General features: G+C 61.3%; 17 protein-coding genes. 10 read left to right on the top strand and 7 right to left on the bottom strand.

The window, feature by feature from the left end; genetic code table 11:
- Positions 1–1,227: thiamine pyrophosphate-dependent dehydrogenase E1 component subunit alpha (locus tag VFI82_04940; protein HET7184007.1), on the bottom strand; the 1,227-nt coding region annotated here is incomplete at its 3' end.
- Positions 1,228–1,353: 126 nt separating this feature from the next.
- Here VFI82_04940 and VFI82_04935 point away from each other — a divergent pair.
- A complete protein-coding gene (locus VFI82_04935; protein ID HET7184006.1) occupies positions 1,354–2,631 on the top strand; it encodes a hypothetical protein in 1,278 nt (425 codons plus the stop codon).
- On the opposite strand, the gene lipB is transcribed toward VFI82_04935, so the two are convergent.
- From lipB to lpdA, 3 genes are all read right to left on the bottom strand, one after another.
- Positions 2,628–3,458, bottom strand: a complete 831-nt coding sequence (gene lipB / locus VFI82_04930) for a lipoyl(octanoyl) transferase LipB (GenBank protein ID HET7184005.1) — start codon at positions 3,456–3,458, stop codon at positions 2,628–2,630. The two genes, VFI82_04935 and lipB, sit on opposite strands and share 4 nt — an antisense overlap.
- 6 nt (positions 3,459–3,464) lie before the next feature.
- The gene (locus VFI82_04925) at positions 3,465–3,680 is read right to left on the bottom strand and encodes a type II toxin-antitoxin system HicB family antitoxin (protein ID HET7184004.1); all 216 of its coding nucleotides are present in this window, start codon (positions 3,678–3,680) and stop codon (positions 3,465–3,467) included.
- Positions 3,681–3,872: 192 nt separating this feature from the next.
- A complete protein-coding gene (lpdA, locus tag VFI82_04920) occupies positions 3,873–5,288 on the bottom strand; it encodes a dihydrolipoyl dehydrogenase (GenBank protein HET7184003.1) in 1,416 nt (471 codons plus the stop codon).
- Positions 5,289–5,514: 226 nt separating this feature from the next.
- On the opposite strand from lpdA, the gene VFI82_04915 reads away from it, so the two are divergent.
- From VFI82_04915 to VFI82_04905, 3 genes are read left to right on the top strand one after another with little or no spacing between them, the layout of a single operon-like run.
- Positions 5,515–5,868: a hypothetical protein gene (locus VFI82_04915; protein ID HET7184002.1), complete on the top strand. Its 354-nt coding sequence runs from the start codon at positions 5,515–5,517 to the stop codon at positions 5,866–5,868.
- Between the two features lie 12 nt (positions 5,869–5,880).
- Positions 5,881–6,894, top strand: a complete 1,014-nt coding sequence (locus tag VFI82_04910) for a putative zinc-binding metallopeptidase (protein ID HET7184001.1) — start codon at positions 5,881–5,883, stop codon at positions 6,892–6,894.
- A 31-nt stretch (positions 6,895–6,925) separates the two neighbouring features.
- On the top strand, positions 6,926–7,987 hold the full coding sequence (locus VFI82_04905) for a D-alanine--D-alanine ligase (GenBank protein HET7184000.1): 1,062 nt from the start codon (positions 6,926–6,928) through the stop codon (positions 7,985–7,987).
- Between the two features lie 9 nt (positions 7,988–7,996).
- On the opposite strand, the gene VFI82_04900 is transcribed toward VFI82_04905, so the two are convergent.
- The 3 genes from VFI82_04900 to VFI82_04890 all read right to left on the bottom strand — a co-directional run bounded on the left by VFI82_04900 (position 7,997) and on the right by VFI82_04890 (position 10,729).
- Positions 7,997–8,839, bottom strand: coding sequence for an alpha/beta hydrolase (locus VFI82_04900; protein HET7183999.1), 843 nt, complete (start codon positions 8,837–8,839; stop codon positions 7,997–7,999).
- Between the two features lie 131 nt (positions 8,840–8,970).
- Complete coding sequence (gene hemB, locus VFI82_04895) at positions 8,971–10,026, bottom strand: porphobilinogen synthase (protein HET7183998.1); 1,056 nt, start codon at positions 10,024–10,026, stop codon at positions 8,971–8,973.
- A gap of 190 nt (positions 10,027–10,216) precedes the next feature.
- Positions 10,217–10,729: a polymer-forming cytoskeletal protein gene (locus VFI82_04890; GenBank protein ID HET7183997.1), complete on the bottom strand. Its 513-nt coding sequence runs from the start codon at positions 10,727–10,729 to the stop codon at positions 10,217–10,219.
- Between the two features lie 199 nt (positions 10,730–10,928).
- On the opposite strand from VFI82_04890, the gene VFI82_04885 reads away from it, so the two are divergent.
- The 6 genes from VFI82_04885 to VFI82_04860 all read left to right on the top strand — a co-directional run.
- A complete protein-coding gene (locus VFI82_04885; protein HET7183996.1) occupies positions 10,929–13,394 on the top strand; it encodes an endonuclease MutS2 in 2,466 nt (821 codons plus the stop codon).
- Positions 13,391–13,969: a carbonic anhydrase gene (locus VFI82_04880; protein HET7183995.1), complete on the top strand. Its 579-nt coding sequence runs from the start codon at positions 13,391–13,393 to the stop codon at positions 13,967–13,969. The genes VFI82_04885 and VFI82_04880 overlap by 4 nt, the downstream gene beginning before the upstream one ends.
- Before the next feature lie 135 nt (positions 13,970–14,104).
- The gene (locus VFI82_04875; protein ID HET7183994.1) at positions 14,105–14,383 is read left to right on the top strand and encodes a hypothetical protein; all 279 of its coding nucleotides are present in this window, start codon (positions 14,105–14,107) and stop codon (positions 14,381–14,383) included.
- 143 nt (positions 14,384–14,526) lie between these two features.
- Positions 14,527–16,461: a CHC2 zinc finger domain-containing protein gene (locus VFI82_04870; GenBank protein HET7183993.1), complete on the top strand. Its 1,935-nt coding sequence runs from the start codon at positions 14,527–14,529 to the stop codon at positions 16,459–16,461.
- A 250-nt stretch (positions 16,462–16,711) separates the two neighbouring features.
- Positions 16,712–18,412 carry an RNA polymerase sigma factor RpoD gene (rpoD, locus tag VFI82_04865; GenBank protein ID HET7183992.1) on the top strand — a complete coding sequence of 567 codons (1,701 nt, stop codon included), beginning with the start codon at positions 16,712–16,714 and terminating at the stop codon, positions 18,410–18,412.
- A 1,077-nt stretch (positions 18,413–19,489) separates the two neighbouring features.
- Positions 19,490–19,899 (top strand): DnaB-like helicase N-terminal domain-containing protein (locus tag VFI82_04860; protein HET7183991.1); only part of this gene is annotated, 410 nt, incomplete at its 3' end.

Genomic DNA, 19,899 nt, shown 5'->3' with positions numbered 1-19,899 from the left:
GACCTCGTGGCAGCCTTCGCACCATATATCGAGCGGCGTCGAGGCCGGATCCGGCATGGGGGAATTCACCGCGTATTCGCGATCTTCATCGAGTTGCCGCTCGACGCCGGCGACCAGCTTTTCGTTCTCCGCGCGCGTGAGCCACTTTTTGACGCCGACGAGGTAGTTCTCCAGCCGCGCAATCGGGTCCCGACGCGTCCAGTATTCGAACAGCGGGCGCGGCACGTACTGCGCCGCATCGTGGATGGCGTGGCCTTTCATGCGCATCATCTTGGCCTCGATCAGGGTCGGGCCCTCGCCGCGGCGAGCGCGCTCGCAGGCCTCGTGCGCAGCGTCGTAGACCTGGCAGGCGTCGGTGCCGTCCACGATCACGCCCGGGATGCCATAGGCGATGGCGCGCTCGGCCAGGTCTTTGCAGCGGAACTGCTCGTCGGTCGGCGTGGAGTATGCCCAGATATTATTCTCGACGAACAGCACCAGCCCCAGCTTCTGCACGGCGGCAAAGTTCAGGCCTTCGTAGGTGACGCCGGTGGACTGTCCGCCGTCGCCGATGTAGGTCATGACGGCGATGTTTCGTCCTTGCAGGCGCGCCCCCAGGGCCACCCCGGTGAGGACAGGAATCAGGTCGCCGAGAGTGGATATTGGGGAGACCACGTTGCGCTCGCGAATGTCGCCGAAGTGCGAGCTGGCATCCTTGCCGAAAGTAGGCGAGCCCGCCTTCGCCATGTACTGCATCATGATGTCGCGCGCGGAGAATCCGCGAACGAGCAGCGAGCCCTGGTTGCGGATCATGGGTCCCATCCACTCATCTTTCTTCAGGGCGAAGGCCGAGGCGCAGGAGCACGCCTCCTGTCCCAGGCCGAAGTAAACGCCTCCGACGACCTTGCCCTGCTTGTAGAGGTTCTCGAGCGCGGCTTCCATGCGCCGGTTGAGCAGCATCCAGCGGTAGATCTCGATGTGCTGTTCACGAGAGAGATATTTCGACTCGCGGATCGGCGGCGCCTCGCGCGAGAGATCCCCATGCACGACGTAGCGGACTTGGTCCCCGCCTTCCGGCCCGCGCACCTGCTCGATCTTGAAATCCGGCCGCTCCAAGCGCCAGTCTGCAATCGTGTAGCACCGCTGGCCGGCGACGCCACTCGGCTGTGGCCCGCTTGTCGCCAGGCGGGAATTCTTCGCCTGACGATCGCCGGAGTTGCCGGACTTGCTGGAATTTTTCTTGGCCATGGCCGTGACCGGACATTATTGCAGCCGCGTGCCGAAAACCGCAAAAAGCGGGACGTCCGCCCCGGGTTCGTTCAGTGTACGTCGGTGCCGTTGGCCTGCAGCGCGCTTCGTGGTACAAACCCGGTCATGCGCTCATGTTTAGTCGCAATCCTGGCCGTGACTGCTGCCACGCTGTTTGCGCAAGCGCCTGCTCGCGTAACGGTCAATGCCGGAGCGCCGGCCAACCTGCGCGTCATCTGGGTCCTGCAACCTGATGGCAGGCTGCTGATGTACGACGCGGAGCAATTTCGCAGTTGGCAGGGAATGAAGCTGCCCGCGGATGCCCGCAAGAATCCGGAGTCGATTTCGATCAGCCGCTCGCGCGTGGTGCTGTACGCGTATCCGCCGGATGGACGTACTGCGCTGCGCCGCTACTGGAGCTCCAACGCATACGCGCCGGAACTGGTCGGAGGGGCCTGGGACCAGCGTCCTGCAAGCGGAGGAGGATTCTCGCTTCTGGAAGCCACTCCCGCGCTTTATTTCAGCAGCGACGGCCAGAGTCTTTTCTGGTTCGAGCACCGCCAGCAGAGCCTTGTGCGCGGCGGCGCTGACATTACCCGCGATGCGCGCTTTCTGGCCTGGACCACAGACCTGAAAGGCGACAATCCGCGACAGGTTGCGCAGTTTACTCTCCCCCCATGCAAGTGTGAAACCGGCGTCTGCAGCGAATCCTGCCCGGAAGCGGACGCCTGGGCGCCTGATTCCGGCGTTAGCGACTTCTTCTTCGTGACGCGCTGGGTGCCAGGCCAGATTGGCTCCCGTTACGAGGAAACGTCGCTCTATCAGAAATCGGGAGAGGCCTGGACGCCGCGCAAGCTCCCGGATCCGGTCGAGCGATTTCTGGACGCGGCGGATCACGGCAATGTTTACATTGAGGCGGTGCCGGATGGCGGCTGCTGCGGCTGGGCGAACGAAAGCGACGACATCACTTATGTCGTGCGCGGCGACAAGGCGGTCGCCATCTTCGATGAGCGCCGCCGCTTCAACAATAACAACTACGATGTCAGCTTCTTCACGGCCGCGGCCGCGTTTTCTCCCGGACTCGATCGCGTGGCGTACACGATCACCGGGAACTTGCAACCGAATGAGGAAATCAGGCTCTCCGACGGCGGCAAGCCGAGCCCGGACGAGCTCAAGGCAATCAAGCAGGCGATGACGGAATTGCCGCGGACCGAAGCGGTCGCGCTCTCCGCTCCGGAACATCCCGTGATCAGCCTTCCCAACACGGAGTTGATCGGCTGGCTCGACGGACAGCGCCTGCTGGTTCTGAAGAGCGGGGAGCTGCAGGCGGTGGACGCTGCTTCCGGAAAGATAACGCCCACCGGCATCAAGGCCGACGCTCCGAAATACGTGTTTCTGCGTTAAGCCCAGAAGTTGTCTTCGTCGCCGGCGAGCTTGCGCAGCTCTTCCGGCGCACGCGCCGGGATATCGACGCTGCGGCCGAGCAGCGCATCCAGCGAGTCCACCCATACGATCTGCGAATTGAAGACGCGTCCGAAATTTCGCGCAAGTGACTGGGCGACATCGTCGAGAGAAGGCGTAGAGGTTTGCTGCTCAATCGAGGTGACCGGCTTCGCGATTCCGCAGGGAACAATCAGCCCAAAATAATCGAGCGGCTCATTGGTGACGTTCAAGGCGAAACCGTGCGAGGTGACCGCGCGCGAGATGTGCACCCCGATGGCGGCGATCTTGGCTTGAACCATCCCCGCCGAGGGCGGCCGGGCTCCATCCATCGCGCTCGAGGGCGAGCGCGCTCCATCGTTGGTCCATACGCCGGTCATGCCTTTCACGCGCTCGGTTGCGACGCCATAATCGGCACAGGTGCGAATCAGCGCCTCTTCCAGCCGCCGGACAAATTCCACGGCGCCCAGCGTCTTGCGCGCGCCATCCGGGCCGAGAAAGCTGCGCAAATCGAAGATCGGATATCCCACCAGCTGTCCCGGGCCGTGGTAGGTGACGTCGCCGCCGCGATCGCACTCGAACAGCTCAACGCCGCGCTGCTTCAGCAATTCGTCGGAGGCCAGCACATGGTTGCGGCGAGCGTTGCGCCCGAGCGTGATAACCGGTGTGTGCTCCAGCAACAGCAGGACGTTCGCGATCTCGTCATTCTTGCGCAACTCGACCAGGCGCTGCTGCAGGCGCAGCGCGGTTGCGTAATCCACGGCGCCGAGTTGGACGACGGAGATAATCAAAAAATCTCAGGCCGGAACTTCGACGTACCTGGAGTAGCTTTGTGGTTCCGGAACGGGGTAGCCGCTTTGGCGAAGTCCGTCGAGATGAAATTCGATGGCTTCTTCCATGTTCTTCTCTATTTCCTCGCGCGTGGCACCAGTCGAAACACAACCGGGCAGGTCGGGCGAATACCCAGAGTACCCCGTGTCCGTTTTTTCGATCACGACGAGGTATTTCTTCATTTCAGCCCCGCATGTTTGAGTATGTTGTTCAGCGTGCCCGGAGCGAGATCATCATTCGGTTTTCCCGGTACCGTGACCACGGCAGCCTTGGTCGAGTGTTTAACTGACGGTGACTCCCGCGTGTACGCTCCAAACGCCAGCCGTCCTGCTCCAGCAGCTTAATGATATCCCGAACCTTCATGGTTTGCGGGCTCAGAAATCAATCGCCAGCCCTTCCACGCTCTCGTCGGCGTCCAGCATGGCCTCGGACAGGGTCGGATGAGCATGAATGGTGTACATCAGGTCGTCGACCGTTCCCTCCAGCTCCATGACGGCAACGGCTTCGGCAATCAGTTCCGTCGCCGACGGCCCGATAATGTGCACGCCGAGGATTTCGCGGTACCTGGCATCGGAAACAATCTTGACGAATCCCTCGTGGGCCCCCACGATCGAGGCGCGCGAATTCGCCGTAAATGGAAATTTCCCGATCTTCACCTGGCGGCCGGCCTCCTTGGCCTTGGCCTCGGTCAAGCCGACGCTGCCGATCTCCGGATGACAGTAGGTGCAGGCTGGAACGTGGTCGCGATTGATCGGTTTCACTTCTTTCCTGGCCATGTGCGCGACCGCAACCTTGGCTTCAATGAATCCGGTGTGCGCCAGTTGCGGCATGCCGGCCACGATGTCGCCCGCAGCGTAGATGCCCGGTTCGGCGGTTTGCATCCATTCGTCGGTGTGAATAAAGCCCCGTTCCGCCTTGATCCTGGTTTTCTCCAAGCCAATGTTCTCCGTCATCGGCTTTCTGCCGACGGCAATCAACACCTTATCGGCGGTAAGCGTCTGCGCCTTGCCGTCGGCTTCCAAGCTGACCGCTACGCCCTCTTTGGTTTTCTCCACCTTCTTGACCGACGCGTTCACCAGCGTCTTGATGTTGCGCTTGCGAAAGGCGCGATCCAGTTCCTTGGAAATCTCCTCGTCCTCCAGTGGCACAATCCGGGGCAGCATTTCGATGACGGTGCAGTCGGTACCGAAGGAGTTGTAGATGGAGGCAAACTCCACGCCGACCGCCCCCGATCCCACAATGATCAGTGATTTCGGAATCGCGCTCAGGCTGAGGACTTCGATATTGGTGAGAATGCGGTCATCCGGCTTCAGGCCGGGAAGCAGGCGCGCCTCCGACCCGGTGGCCAGCAGCACGTTTTTCGCCTGGACCATGTTCTTTCCGCCGCTGCCCTGAACCTCGACCTGGTGCACGCCATCTTTGGCGGGGCCGGTCAGGCGGCCGTAACCGTTGATGGTCTCCACCTTATTCTTGCGCATCAGGAATTCCAGGCCCTTGGTGTGCTTGGTGACGATCTTGTTCTTGCGCTGCTGAATGGAGCCCCAGTTCAGCTTGGGGGTCCCGATGTCGTCGATGCCGAACTCCTGCGCGTCCTTCAGGTGGTCCCATAATTCGGCGTTGAAGAGCAGCGCTTTCGTCGGAATGCAACCCACTTGCAGGCAAGTGCCGCCGAGCTTGTTGTCCTTCTCGATGAGGGCGACTTTCAATCCGAACTGCCCGCCGCGAATGGCGGCCGTATACCCGGCCGGGCCGCTGCCAATAATGGCCAAGTCATAAATCTTGTCTGGCACGTCTAGCTCCGTACTAGCGAGAATCTGGGCGGAACCACAAACAATGGATTCTACGACAGGGTACTGCGATTCGCGAGGACTGCATCTAACCAGAACAGCCGTTGAACCTAGCCGGAAGGAGGAGGCCGAATCAACATCGTAAGTACCTGACCGGCGGTTATCTGCAATCCGCGGGGCCAATGTGGCTACACTTGCAGTTGGTTCTGTGTGTGGGCAGGAGTGGTGTATGCAAAAGACGGCGATTCTGTATTGCGAAGCCGACGCAAAGGTGCTGTCCACACAAGCCAAGCTGTTCAACAAGGCCGGTTATGCCGTGGTTCCTATCGAGGGGCGAGCGGCAATGGAAGCGGCGGTGAAGGCGGGCGGGTTCGATGTGGCGATCCTTGGCCACACGCTCACTCGCGACGACCGTCATCACCTGCCTTACATGGTGAAGAAGAGCAACCCGGAGGCGCGCGTGGTCGTGCTGCATGCCAGCGGGAAACATCCGGCTGTCGATGTGGCACTGGATTCGCGTGCCGGCGAGCGGGCATTACTGGAGGCCATTGCGCAGGCCGCGGCCGAACTGGTCTCGACCTAGCCGCAACAATTTGTGCGTGCGTTTGAAACAGCGCCGGCGGACGTACAGGAAATTCTCAACAAGCCAATCTGCGACCTTGGCCTGCGCCTGGACGGCTCCCCGCTGGAGCGCTTCGTGCAGCAGCTCTACCGCGAGTGCGAGCGCAAAGGCCTGAAGCAGTTTCGCCCGCCGTGCTATCTGACGGATGAATGGGGATGCCCGTCGGGCGAGCCGGTGGTGGGCATACCGTTCTACCTGGCGAATCCGCAACTGTCCAAGTTGGAGCGGGAGATGAATGATCTCGAGGACGCACGCGAGATCATGATGTATCTCCGCCACGAAGCCGGGCACGCCTTCAACTACGCCTACCAGCTCTACAAGACGCCGGAATGGCGGCAGCTATTCGGGTCCTTCCGCCGCGCTTATCGCGATAATTACCGTCCGGTCCCATTCTCGCGAAGCTTTGTGCGACACATGGCGGGCTGGTACGCGCAGAAACATCCCGATGAGGATTTCGCCGAGACGTTTGCCGTTTGGCTGACGCCGGGTTCGCGCTGGCGCACCCGGTACAAGGGCTGGCCGGCAATGGCGAAGCTGAATTACATGAATCGCATCGCCCGCAAGCTGGGCGACACGCCGCCGCTGCGCGCGCAAGGAGACACCGACATTACGGTGTCGGAAATGCGGGACACGGTCGCCGATTTCTACCAGCAACTGCTGGCGAACGACGCCTTATTGTCGGACCTGGCCCTGGATCCCGACCTGATCGACATTTTCGTGGCATCGAAGCGGCGCCGCAAAGGGGTGCGCAGCGCCGCCGAGTTTCTGAAGCAACATCGCAAGGCCCTGACCGACAAGGTGACGTACTGGTCGGGCGTGCAGCGGCCGATCATCAAGAAGCTGGTCGAAGCCATCCAGACCCGCGTGGAGCAACTGGGACTGCGGGTCGAAATTGCTGGCGAGGCCGAACACCTGACCAACATCACCGTGTACACAACCGCGTTGGCCATGAATTACCTGGCGCGCGGCAAATTCGCGCAACCGTAGTGAGCTGGTCAAGGTTGCGCGGGAGGCAGTCATGAACGGAATGAAAATCGCGGTGCTCTACGACGTTTGGGAGGAAGAGCCCGCGGAACCCGAGGTCGAGAAACCGGCACGGGGCAAGAAGAACCGTAAGCAACGCCGTAAAGAGAAGCACGACCGCGAAGAAATCTTCGAGGCGCTGGAGAAACTCGGCCATGAGCCGTTCTATCACGTGCTGGACGGGCGCCCGCAGTCATTGTCGTCGCTCGCCAAATGCGGCGCTGACCTGGTGTTCAACCTGACCGAATCCTTCGCCGGCGACGACACCAAGGAGATGAACGTCACCGCTTATCTGGACCTGCTCGGAGTTCCCTACACCGGTTCCGGCCCCCATGGCCACTTCCTGGCGCAGGACAAGTCGACGGCCAAAAAGATTTTCACGTTCCACGGGATTCGCACGCCGTATTTCGCTACGGCATGGAAAGGCCGCACCGAGCACGCCGACGATGTCTCGTTCCCGCTCATCGTGAAGCCAATGTGGGAGGACGGTTCCATCGGGATCGACGAGAACGCGCTCGTCCACAGCGTGAAAGAATTGATGGAGCGGATCGAGTACGTGCAGGAAGAGTTCGATTGCCCGGCCCTGATCGAGGAATATATCGAGGGGCGCGAACTGTATGGAGCGGTACTGGGCAGCTATGAGCGAGCGGAGGCGCTGCCGCTGATTGAACTCGATCTGTCAAAACTGCCCAAGGGCATGCCGCGCATCGCCACGCAAAACGTCAAGTTCGAAAAAGATACCGAGGCGTACAAGCTGACGAAATCCGCGCCGGTGGACGATCTGGACGAGGAAACCACGCAAAAGCTGACGCAGACCGCGCTCAATGCGTACCGGGCATGCAAGCTGCGCGATTACGGGCGCATCGACATGCGGCTTTCGACCAAGGGTGACGTGTACGTCATCGAGGCGAACCCCAACCCCTGGCTGTCGAGCACGCAGGAGTTCGTCATGGCGGCGCGGAAGTCCGGCAGGACCTACACGCAGTTGATCAATGACATTGTGGAACTGGCGACGGCGCGATACAAGGTCAAGATGAAGGCCGAGGTTGTAAGCTGAAGCAGCGCTTTATTTCGCTGCCGCGGTAATGAACTTCTCCACCGCCGTGTTGAAGCGCTCCGGTTCGTCCACGAACAGCGCGTGTCCGGCATCTTCGAACATTTCGGACTGGAGGTTCGGAACGGCGGCGCGCAACGTATCCACCTGTTTAGCGAGTTGCTTGCTGGCGACAAACAACACCGCTGTTTGCGCCAGCTTGGGAAATGCGGTCGAATCCGGGCGGCCGAGAATGCCAAGTTCCACCGCCGTATTCGTCGGAGTTTTGAGCGACTCAGCGATCACGCGCTGCTTATAGCTCTCACTTTGTGGCTTCTTGAACATGCTCGGGATAAAACTGCTGGCGAATGCTTTGCGATCCGCGGCTACCGTGTGCATCCATTGCGGAAAAAACTTTTGCAGGGCTTCGTCCAGCACCACGAAGCCATCCACCAGCACGATGCCCTGCACATCGGCGGTGCCGAACTGGCCGGCATATGCCAGCAATTCAGCCACACCCATCGACCAGCCGACGAGCACGGGCCGCGCGAGGTGGAGATGGTCCACCAGTTCCTTGTAGTCGCGCGCGCGCCGCTCCGGGTAATTGCCCTCAGCCGGCTTGTCGGACTCACCCTGCGAACGCGGATCGACGGCGATAACGTGGTACTTCGGCGCGAAGTACGCGATCTGCTTCTCCCAAATCCAGGCCGGCATCGTCCAGCCCGGGATAAAGACGATGGCCGGCCCCGCGCCGACTTCCAAGTAGTGAATGCGTACGCCGTCAGAGGTGGTGAAGAACCCCGATTTCGGCACGGCCTGTGCCCACGCGCTCATTGCGCATACGATAACCAGCACGACCACAGCAGTTCGCTTCATGGAATCCTCGCGCGCCTTGGAAGTGAAAAGTTATTATTGGCGACGCCGAAAAAAATCAGCGCCGGAATTCACGGACGGTCACGTTCAAACCAACTCATCCATGTGCGCAATCCGCAGCGCGGTCCGGCAGCCTAGTTCAGCAGCTTCGCGGCGTCTTTCGCGAAGTAGGTGAGGATGATGCTCGCGCCGGCGCGCTGAATTGAAGTCAGCGACTCCAGCATCACGCGCTCGCGATCGATCCAGCCGTTGCGCGCGGCCGCTTCGATCATGGCGAACTCGCCGGAAACCTGGTAGGCGGCCACCGGCACGTTGAAGCGCTCGTAGGCGGCGCGGATCACGTCCAGGTACGGCAGGGCCGGCTTCACCATGATCACGTCGGCGCCTTCCTGCAGGTCCAGTTCGATTTCCTTCAACGCCTCCCGGAAGTTGGCGGGGTCCATCTGGTAGCTGCGGCGATCGCCGAACTGAGGCGCGGAATCGGCGGCCTCGCGGAAGGGCCCATAGAATCCGCTGGCGAATTTCGCGGCGTAGCTGAGGATGGGAAGGTTGGTGAACCCGTTGTCGTCAAGGCCCTTGCGAATCGCGGCCACGCGCCCGTCCATCATGTCGCTGGGCGCAATGATGTCCATGCCCGCCTTCGCCTGTGAAACCGCAGTCTTGGCCAGGATATCGAGCGTGACATCGTTCGCGATTTCGAACTCGCCCGCGAGCGCCTGCTCGACCGCCGCGCCAACCGACTTGGTCACCACCACCCGCGTACCCTGGTGGGTGGGGCGCGCCTTCTGCTGCACCACGCCACAGTGGCCGTGACTCATGTATTCGCACAGGCAAACGTCGCCCACCACCATCAGGTCGCGAACCTCGCGTTTGATCGCCCTGGTGGCGCGCTGCACAATGCCGTCATCTTCCCAGGCGCCGGTGGCGATCTCATCTTTCTTCTCCGGCAGGCCGAACAAGATGACGGCCGGAATGCCGAGCGACTTGACCTCGCGCGCTTCCTTCACCGCCTCGTCCACCGACAGGTTGAAGACCCCGGGCATGGAACGGATTTCCTTGCGCACGCCCTCGCCCGGACAGACAAACAGCGGGTAAATAAACCCCTCGGGACTGAGCCGGGTTTCGCGCACGAACGAACGCAAGGCGTCGCTGGAGCGCAGGCGGCGCGGACGCTGGATGGGAAAGCTCATGATGACCTCGCGATACCACTAAATTCTAGCACTCGGAATCGCGTCCGAGCGCCTGCGAGGCATGATTTATGCGGGTGTGATTAGCGTCACAGACAGGAGTGATCAACCGGGGTCCGGACAGGGATGGCCCGGCGGCCCAGCACCGAGCACCCGACAGTTCCCGGTACTCGGCACCAGGTACCTGGCACGGTTACGCCGAAACGGCTGCCGCCCTTTCCGGCTGCTCCACTGGCTTAGGGGAGGAAGAACTTACAGGCGGCTGAACCTTGGGCTTGGCCGCTTCCTGGCGCCGCATGTCGATGCTGCCCTTGAAATAGGCGCCTTCCTCGATGCTGACGCTGTGAGCGGTTACGTCGCCGACCACCGAGCCGCCGGTGCGGATGTCGATGCGCTCGCTGACGTTCACGCTGCCGTTCACAGAACCCCGCACAACGACCTCGCGCGCGAACACAGCTTGCACTTTCGCTTCGGGGCCGATGTTCAGGTAGGCCGATTCAAGGCGAATCGCGCCTTTGACCGTTCCTTCCACATGCAGCGGTTCAGAGCCGGTAACATCGCCGTTAATGGTGATGCTCTTACCGATGACGGAAATGTTCTGCTGCGGCAACGCGGTCACGCGCGCTGCCATCGAGTTTTCACGCGGCGTTTCCGCCCGCGTTTCAGGCGAGCTTCTTGGCGGATACTCAGGCTTGGGATTCCACATCGCAATAGCCTCCGGGGACCGTGGCGCTGTGCATTGATATCGTGCCTGTGCCGAGCTTCACAGGTGCCAATGGTGCATGGCCCCGGTGGACGGGCATTGACCTTTAGTGCCTGGCGAAGCAAAAGCGATTACCATGTTGAGGAAAGTCAGAACAGCGCTGCTCCTGATTGTTGATTTTTCTTACATCTGACTTGGGATTATGCCGCCTCTTCGCCATACCAGCGCCCGCGTGCTGGAATTCGATTCGCTGTGCCAGATGCTGGGCGGCTATGCCTGGTCGCCGCTCGGCAAGGGACGCGTTGGGCGGTTGCAGCCGGCCGCAGATCGCGCATGGATCGAGCGCCAGCACCAGCTCACCGCCGAGGTCCGGCGTTTCCTCCGCTCCGGCGGGCACTTCGACTTTTCCGGCCTCACTGATCCCTCGGCGCTGGTCGAGAAAGCTCGCATTGAAGGCGCGGCGCTTGAAACCGGTCAACTGCGCGACATCGTGCACGTGGTGGACCGGGCCGACGAGTGGCGCGACACCGCGCAGAATCCGCCGTCCTCGATGCGCGCGCCGAAACCCGGCGAGCAGCCCGATGGGCGCGAAGGTGATAATCCCTGGCCCGCCGTCACCGAACTTTCCGCCGGGGTCGCCGACTTCACGGAATTCCTGCGCTTCTTCCGCAACAAAATTCTGCCCGATGGCACGCTCGACGATCGCGCTTCGCCGGAACTGGCGCGCATTCGTCGCGAGGTCGAAAAGCAGAAACGCCTTATCCAGGACTCGCTGCACTCCTACCTCCGGCGTCTGGCCGAAGGCGGAGCGGTGCAGGAAGAGCTGGTCACGATTCGCGGTGAACGCTTTGTCATTCCGGTCAAAGTGGAGCAGAAGAAGCGCGTACAGGGCGTGGTCCATGGCGCCAGTTCCAGCGGCCAGACCGTGTTCGTCGAACCGCTGGAGACGATCGAGCAAAACAATGAACTGGTGCGTCTGCTTGAAGAAGAACAGGAGGAAGTCCGCCGCATCCTGCTGGAGATGACGCGTCGCGTGGCCGAGCAGTCATGGGCAATCCAGGCCGCCACCGAAACGCTCGCCGAACTTGAGTTGCAGTTTGCCAAAGCGCGTTTTGCCGACGACTATCAGTGCGCTGCTGTCAGCTTCGCCGGCGAAAGCCTTTTCCTGAAGGACGCGCGCCACCCACTCCTGGAGCGCAATCACCGCGCAAAATCGCAATCCGTGGTGCCCATCACCGTGGAGCTTGATTCCGGTCACCGCCAGCTTGTGATCACCGGCCCCAACACCGGCGGGAAAACCGTGGCGCTCAAGACCATCGGCCTCCTGGCGCTCATGGCGCAGTCGGGAATCCCCGTGCCCGCGGACCGCGCCGAACTCCCGGTATTCGACGCGGTCCTTGCCGACATCGGTGACTACCAGTCGATCGAGCAGAATCTCTCGACCTTTTCCGCGCACGTTACCAACATTGACTTCATCTCGCGCACGGCGACGCCCTCATCACTTGTGCTGCTCGACGAACTCGGCTCCGCCACCGATCCGGAGGAAGGCGCCGCATTGGCCGTTGCCATCGCCGGGCATTTCCTTCACATCGGCTGCACCAGCGTGATTTCGACGCACCACACCTCGATGAAAGTCTACGGCGCGAATACCCCCAGGGTGCTCAACGCCGCGGTCGGCTTCGACGAGCGGACACTGCAACCGACCTACGAGTTGCGCGTCGGCGTGCCGGGCGCCTCCGCCGGCATCAACATCGCGCAGCGGCTAGGCCTGAACCCGACCATCATTGAATCAGCGCGGTCGCGCCTTGGGGCGCAGGCGCAAGACGTCGGCAAGTTTCTCGATCGCCTGCACGGCGAGCTTCGCGATGCCGAATCCGAGCGCCTTCGCCTGCAGGCGCGCGAACAGGAACTGCAGCGGCAGACGGATCGTCTCGCCGCCGAAGGCCAGAAGGAGCAGCGCGCGCGGATCCGCGAACTGGAAGAAAAACTCGCGTCGCTCATGCGCGACTTCGAGTACCACGCGCGCGAAGCGGTGCAGGCCATCCAGGAGCGCGCCGCGCAGCAGAAGCTATCCAAGGAAGCGGAACGCCGCATTGCCAAGCTGCGGCGGGAATTTCGCGAACAGTTCGACCAGGCCGTTGTCGCGCACACCAGCGGCGCCGATCGCGAGGACCAGAATGCGCAACCGCACGTAGTGCAGCGCGTGCTGGAAGGAGACACGGTGAAGTTGAAATCGCTGGGCCGCACGGCGCAGGTAAAGCGCAGAGTCGGCGACGATCAATTCGAAGTCGCCGTCGGTGCGATGACCATGAAGATTCGACAAGACGACATCGCGCAGGTCCTGGCGCATGCCGCCGACAATCCGGTAAAGTCCGCGCGTGCCCGTGGCGTCTCCGTTACGCTGGAGAATGAGGACCTGACCACGCCCACTGAAATCAACGTCATCGGCCACAACGTGGACGACGCTACGCGAGCGGTTGAGAAATTCGTGGACCGCGCCTTCCTTGCCGGCCTGCCCAAGGTCCGAATTGTTCATGGCAGCGGCATGGGCATTCTGCGAAAGGCGCTGCGCGAATACTTGAAGTCACATCCCCATGTGGCCACGGTCGCCGAAGCTTCGCAACAGGAGGGCGGCGGCGGAGCGACCGTCGTGGAGCTGCGCGTTTGACGGCGGAAGAAATCTGGGCTGAGCTGCTGGAAGGTAATCGCCGTTTTGTCGCCGGCCGTCCGCAGCAGCGTGACCTGGTCCGCGAGCGCCAACTGGTAGCGGAGTCTCAGAACCCCAAGGCGGTGGTGCTCACCTGTTTCGACAGCCGCGTCGTGCCTGAAACCATTTTCGACCAGCGCCTCGGTGACCTCCTGGTGGTCCGCGTCGCCGGGCACGTGGCCGACAAGGTGGCCATCGGCTCGCTGGAACTTGCGGTGGAACATCTTGGCGTTCCATTGCTCCTGGTAATCGGACACCAGCACTGCGCGGCGGTTAAGACGGCACACACCAGCCAGAAGGTGAACTCGTCCAACCTGAAGGCGATTATCAAGGCAGTTCGGAGTTCCTCGGGGTCCGCCGGATTCGAGGCTGGCGACGAACAAGCGATGCGCGCCGCCGAAATGCAAAACGCGCGCCACGCCGCGAGCAGCCTTGTGGATCGCAGCAACATTCTTCGCGAGCGAGTCGAACGCGGCGCACTCTCCATTGTTGCCGCCTATTACCGCCTCGACTCCGGCGTGGTCGAGAGGCTATAAGTTCCGGGTTTTCCACCGCTCTCGCGCCGTTTTTCGGGTTTTTCCACAGGTATTTAACAGCAAAGTACCTGTTTAGTGATTGTGCAATAGCCGGCCTGCTGCCAACCTAGGCCATCTCTCACGGGGTACAAAGGCATGAAGCGTAATTCTTCGGCCCCTGACTGGATACCCGAGTCCGAATTTCGGGACACATTGCTGCAGCAGAAATTGCCGGCCGCGTTGCGGGACAAGAATTTCTTCTGGATCAATGTGCGCCAGTACCTGACGCACGATGACGCCCGTCTTCCTCCAGAGGACTACCTTCGCCACTGGAAAGAGATTTACGACTGCTGCTTGTCAGACGACCAGGCAACCTTGCGCCGCCTCTCTTACCTGAGCTTCAAAGCGCCGAGAAAGAAAAGCGGCATCCAGTAATTGCCAGCGGCTGAAGGTCGCGACGGTGCGGTTTTTCCTCTGATTTTGCCGCTTCCAACCTGATTTCCACAGCTTTCGGACGGCGTGGCAGAGCGGGCATCATGTAGCTGGAATCTTTAGTTCTAGAATACCCACCAAACCCTGTGGCTAATCCCGGCGATTTCGCGTCCACCGTTAAGCAGCAAGCCGACATTGTTCGCGTCATCGGCGAGTACATAAAGCTCAAGAAATCAGGCGCGCAGAATTTCACCGGCCTGTGCCCGTTTCACAGCGAAAAAACCGGTTCGTTTTCCGTGCACGCAACGCGGCAGTTCTATCACTGCTTTGGCTGCGGAGCTTCCGGCGATGTCTTCAGCTTCGTCCAGAAGATCGAGAACATCACGTTCCCCGAAGCGGTGCGCGCAGTCGCGCAGAAGGCAGGCATTCCGCTGCCGAAGACCACCTTCAGCAGTCCCGAAGAAGCGCGTGAAGCAAGGCAGAGGGGCGCGCTGCTCGAAATTCACGAGGGGGCCTGCGGGTTTTTCCAGGAGCAATTGCAGAAGCCGGAAGGCGCGCACGCGCGCGAGTACCTCTCCGGCCGCGGCTTGAACCAGGAGACTCTGGAGCGCTTCCGCATCGGCTACGCGCCCGATTCCGGCTTCCTGCTACGCGACTTCCTGAAGCGTGATTTCGACGAAGAGACACTGAGAAATAGTGGATTGTTTTCGTGGAAGCAGGATGATGGGCCGTCGGCTGCCGGCCATCGGCTGGGTAACGGCGATTCGGGGTCCGCTAAGAGCGGCCCGACAGCCGAGAGCCGAAAGCCGTCGGCGATGTATTCCAAGTTCCGCAACCGCGTCCTTTTTCCCATCTGCAACGAGGGCGGGCGCGTCATCGCGTTCACCGGGCGGACGCTGGCGACCGATGAAAAATCCGGGCCCAAGTACCTGAATTCTCCCGAAACGCCGATCTATTCCAAGTCGCGCGTGTTATTCAATCTCGACAAGGCCAAAGAAGCGGTTCGCAAGCTCGACTACGCCATCCTGGTCGAGGGACAGATGGATTGCATCAGCGTCTTTGCCGCCGGATTTCATAACGTAATCGCCTCCTCCGGCACGGCATTTACCGACTTGCAGGCGCGGCTGCTGGCGCGCTTCAGTCACAAGATTGTGGTCAACTTCGATCCCGACACGGCCGGCGCAGCCGCCGCCGAGCGCTCGCTCAGCCTGCTGGTCGGCGAGGATTTTGAAATCAAGGTGCTTACCCTGGAGCAGGGCTTCGACCCTGACCTGTTCATTCGCCGCAAAGGCGCAAACGAGTATGCGCAGGCGCTGCGACATGCGCCGAAGTATTTCGATTACCTCATTGAACGCGCGCAAAAGCAGTTCGCGGTGCGCACGCCCGAAGGCAAGGTCAAAGCCGTCAACTACCTGCTCCCGCACATCCAGCGCATTCCCAGCCGCATCGTGCGCGACGAACTTGCCAATGAAATGGCGCAGAAGCTGGCCATTGACTCCGCTGTGCTGCGCCAGGAACTGAAGCACGCCGCGACTTCTCGCGGGACGCAGCACGTTTCGGCCGCGGTCGAGGCGCAGGTAACGCCCGCCGAGCGCATACTGATCCGCGCGCTGGCATCGGCCGGCGACATCGCATCCGGCAGTGGCTACTCGTCGTCGCGTGATGGCGCCGACGACAAGTTCGATCCCGCGCGCCAGGTCCGCTTTGCGCTCCGTGACGAGCGATTGCATGAGGGTCTCGCGACCGAGTCGTTTCTGGAGCAGCTGCTGGCAAGCGATTCCGCGGACGTCATGTCTTTATCGCTATCCGAATCGAATCGCCGGCTGGTTGCCGGGATTTTGCTGAAAGACCACGAGGAACTCACGCCCGAGTTGGTGGACGGGGCCATCCATGCGCTGCGTCGGCGCGGGTTCGAACGTCGCCAGCGCGAGGTCCGGGCCCAGATTGCCGACGCCGAACGCCGCAACGACGCGGTTGAACTGGCTCGCTTGTTACGTCAGAAAATCGACATTGATCGCGCACTCGGCGGCGCGGCGCCAGGCGCCGCTGAACGCGATGCCATGATTTCTAAGGCGCCTTAATACCGTGGCCCGCGTATCGAGCTTCTCCGAAACCAAAGGCGGGGCTGGGACATCTAAATGATTGAGGACATTCGGCATAGTTGCGGATTGGGAAGTTGACTGGTTTGCGGCTGGGACAGGTGACCCGGTTGTGCTAAAATTCGTAAGTTTCCGCTTGACCGCAGTGTCCTAATACAGCTCCCGCCGCAACGCGAGCGACCGGTATTCCCGGCCCAACGGGAATCGCCGCGCAGTCAAAGGGGTATGCCACTTGGCTCTGGAAGACAAGTACGACGACATAAAGAAGCTGATCGACGCGGGGAAAGAGAAAGGCTACCTCACCTACAACGAGGTCAACGATCTCATCCCCCACGACGTGCATTCGCCCGAGGACCTCGATGACCTGCTGACCACAATCGGCACGCAGGGCATCGACGTGCTCGAAGGACCGGCGAAGCTGCCATCGTCCGCCTTGGAGAAGAAGTTCGACCAGGAAGTGGAGGAGGGCGAGGAAGTCGAGCTCGATCTCACTCCCGGCGCGCTGGAGAAGACCAACGATCCGGTCCGCATGTACCTGCGCGAGATGGGCACGGTCCCCCTGCTCACCCGCGAGGGCGAAGTCGAAATCGCCAAGCGCATCGAGCGCGGCCAACTGCGCGTGCTGAAGGCGCTGTCACGTTCCCCGATCGTCATTCGCGAAATTGTCGGCCTGGGAGAGGACCTCAAGAAGGGTGTCCGCTCCATCAAGGAAGTGACCACCTTCGACGAGGAGGAGATCACCGAGGAAATCCTTCAGAACCGCCTGAAGGAGTGGACCGGCAAGATCGACGACATCAACAAGCACTACAAGAAGTCGCTGCAGCTCGCCGAAAAATACGAAAACATTCCCGCGCTCAAGAAGAAGCAGCGCGAAGGACGCCGCTGCCGCTGGGCGCTGGCCCGCGAGACGGTCGAAGTCTCGCGCGGCATCCGCTTCCTGGGCTTCACCAACAACGAGCGCAAGCGCCTGATTGACCGCGTCAACAAGACCGTCGACACCATGCGCGCGCTCGATCGCCAGTGCCAGAACATCGAGAAGAAGATCGATGCTTCGCGCAACGACGAGCAGAAAAAAGACTTGCGCCGCCAGTCGCGCCAGATCCGCGCCGACGTGGAGCGCCTGGAGCAGGAATCCGGGACCAGCTTTCCGGAACTCAAGCGCACGCAGCGCGAAATCATCCAGGGTGACATTGACGCTGAGCAGGCCAAGCGCGAACTGATCGAGGCCAACCTGCGACTGGTGGTTTCGATCGCCAAGAAGTACACCAATCGCGGCCTGCAGTTCCTCGACCTGATCCAGGAGGGCAACATCGGCCTGATGAAGGCGGTGGACAAATTCGAATACCGCCGCGGCTACAAGTTCTCGACCTACGCCACGTGGTGGATCCGGCAGGCGATTACTCGCGCAATTGCCGATCAGGCGCGTACGATTCGCATCCCCGTCCACATGATCGAGACCATCAACAAGCTGATCCGCACCTCGCGCCAGCTGGTGCAGGAACTCGGACGCGAACCGACCAGCGAAGAAATCGCCAAGCGCATGGATATTCCGGTCGCGAAGGTGCGCAAGGTGCTCAAAATCGCGCAGGAACCGATCTCGCTGGAGACGCCGATCGGCGAAGAGGAAGATTCGCACCTGGGGGACTTCATCGAGGACCGCGCCGTCATCTCGCCGGCCGAGGCTGTGATCAACGTCAACCTCAAGGACCAGACGGCGCAGGTGCTGCGCACGCTGACGCCGCGCGAAGAGAAAGTCATCAAGATGCGCTTCGGCCTGGAAGACGGCAGCGAGCACACCCTCGAAGAAGTCGGCCAGTCCTTTGCCGTCACTCGCGAACGCATCCGCCAGATCGAAGCCAAGGCGCTGCGCAAGCTGCGACATCCGTCGCGCTCGCGCAAGCTGCGCGCCTTCATGGACGGCGTGCGCGACTGATCGGCCGCCGAATCACCGGGATGAACACAGATAGGGGCAATGGTATTTGCCCCTTTTTATTTGGTTTTCGATCTGTGTTAGTCAGTGTTTACTTGCGGCAGATTCTTCCCCGTTTTCCAAGATTATCCACAGCAAATCCGGAACAATCACAATTTGTTCACAGCGCGTGCCCGGTTTGCGCTTGAGCCCCTTAACCACCTCGGGCAATGTATCGCTCACGCGAGCGTTGATGTTCTGAGCGCGTCGCGCGGGAAAAAGGCCGGACATGCGGTGATGCAACGGAACGTGAGGCCAGTACGGCGCGCGTCCGATAGCACAAGGTCCTTGGCAAGGGAGGACCAGGCTTGGCAGGTCCGGTTTTCGGGCTCCTCGTTGGTAACGGCCAGTTCTGCGGGCACGACACGGCAGCAGCGATGCAGCCACGCAAGCTTAGGCGGTTTCCACCTGAATGGTTCAGGGGAGCGTGGCACGGCATCAGCCCACTGGCCTCGGTCAGCAGGCGGAGTCGGGATCCTCACCGCGAATGTCGCGGCGGGGGGAACGCGGATCGCGTGTGCCGACCGAAGCGGGTTGGGCGAGCCGAATCGCCGGCAGGTGCGGCTTCCGCATCGGCAAGGCTGATTCGAACCCCGTGTCAACCGCCCGCAAGGCGTGCCGCCGAGAGGCTTGGAACCGCGCACAGCCGGAGGGTGCCGCCGCGAGTGGCAACTCAGGGCAGGCGCTGAACCGGTGCCGGGAACGATTCCCTGCTTGAGCTCGTTCCTGGCGGCTCCAGAACATCCGCAACGGCGCGGTCTTCGTTGGCTGGCGAAGGCCGCGCTTCTACTTTGCAGGTTGCAAGGTTTCGCGTTCCACGTTTCGCGTTTCACGTTGTCGCATGTTGCGGAGACCGGAACAGATGTCAACGCTTGAAACCTTGAGACGTGGAACTTAAAAACTTGCATTCACGCACGCGAGGTTGCCAACTTTCGATTTTTCCACGGTTTACTCACCCGTTATTGCCGAGCTTCACCCTTGTTTTTTCCCCCGCTTCGCCTATATTTCTAATCCAGCTACAAACCTGAACGGACCCTGATTTTGGCCACCACCGAATACACTCACGTCAGCAGCCTTCCCGCCAACGTTGATGCCGAGCGCTCCATTCTCGGCGCCATCCTGCTCGACAACTTCACCTACACGCAGGCGTCTTCGGAGAATCTGCAGCCCGACGATTTCTCGCTCGACTCGCACCGCCGCATCTACGGGCGCATCACCGAGCTTGCCGATTCCGGCCGCCCGGTGGACCTGGTCACGCTCGCCGAGGAACTGAGCCGGCGGAAGGAAATCGAAGCCATCGGCGGCGTGGCTTACCTGTCGTCACTCACCGACGGGTTGCCGCACCGGCCCAACATCGAGCAGTACGTCCGCATCGTCAAGGACAAGGCGCTGCTGCGCGGACTCATCTTTGCTTCCAATGCGGCCATCGCGCGGGCCATCGACGAAGCCGA

This window comes from Terriglobales bacterium (assembly GCA_035691485.1).
Classification (GTDB): domain Bacteria; phylum Acidobacteriota; class Terriglobia; order Terriglobales; family Acidobacteriaceae; genus JAIQGF01.
This window is presented reverse-complemented; position numbering and strand designations above follow the sequence as displayed.

Bases quoted from the DNA above. Each gene is read 5' to 3' on its own strand.
- VFI82_04915 (HET7184002.1), top strand. From the start codon at position 5,515: ATGCAAAAGACGGCGATTCTGTATTGCGAAGCCGACGCAAAGGTGCTG.
- hemB (HET7183998.1), bottom strand. From the start codon at position 10,026: ATGAGCTTTCCCATCCAGCGTCCGCGCCGCCTGCGCTCCAGCGACGCC.
- VFI82_04905 (HET7184000.1), top strand. From the start codon at position 6,926: ATGAACGGAATGAAAATCGCGGTGCTCTACGACGTTTGGGAGGAAGAG.
- VFI82_04875 (HET7183994.1), top strand. From the start codon at position 14,105: ATGAAGCGTAATTCTTCGGCCCCTGACTGGATACCCGAGTCCGAATTT.
- VFI82_04885 (HET7183996.1), top strand. From the start codon at position 10,929: ATGCCGCCTCTTCGCCATACCAGCGCCCGCGTGCTGGAATTCGATTCG.
- VFI82_04925 (HET7184004.1), bottom strand. From the start codon at position 3,680: ATGAAGAAATACCTCGTCGTGATCGAAAAAACGGACACGGGGTACTCT.
- VFI82_04935 (HET7184006.1), top strand. From the start codon at position 1,354: ATGCGCTCATGTTTAGTCGCAATCCTGGCCGTGACTGCTGCCACGCTG.
- VFI82_04890 (HET7183997.1), bottom strand. From the start codon at position 10,729: ATGTGGAATCCCAAGCCTGAGTATCCGCCAAGAAGCTCGCCTGAAACG.
- VFI82_04900 (HET7183999.1), bottom strand. From the start codon at position 8,839: ATGAAGCGAACTGCTGTGGTCGTGCTGGTTATCGTATGCGCAATGAGC.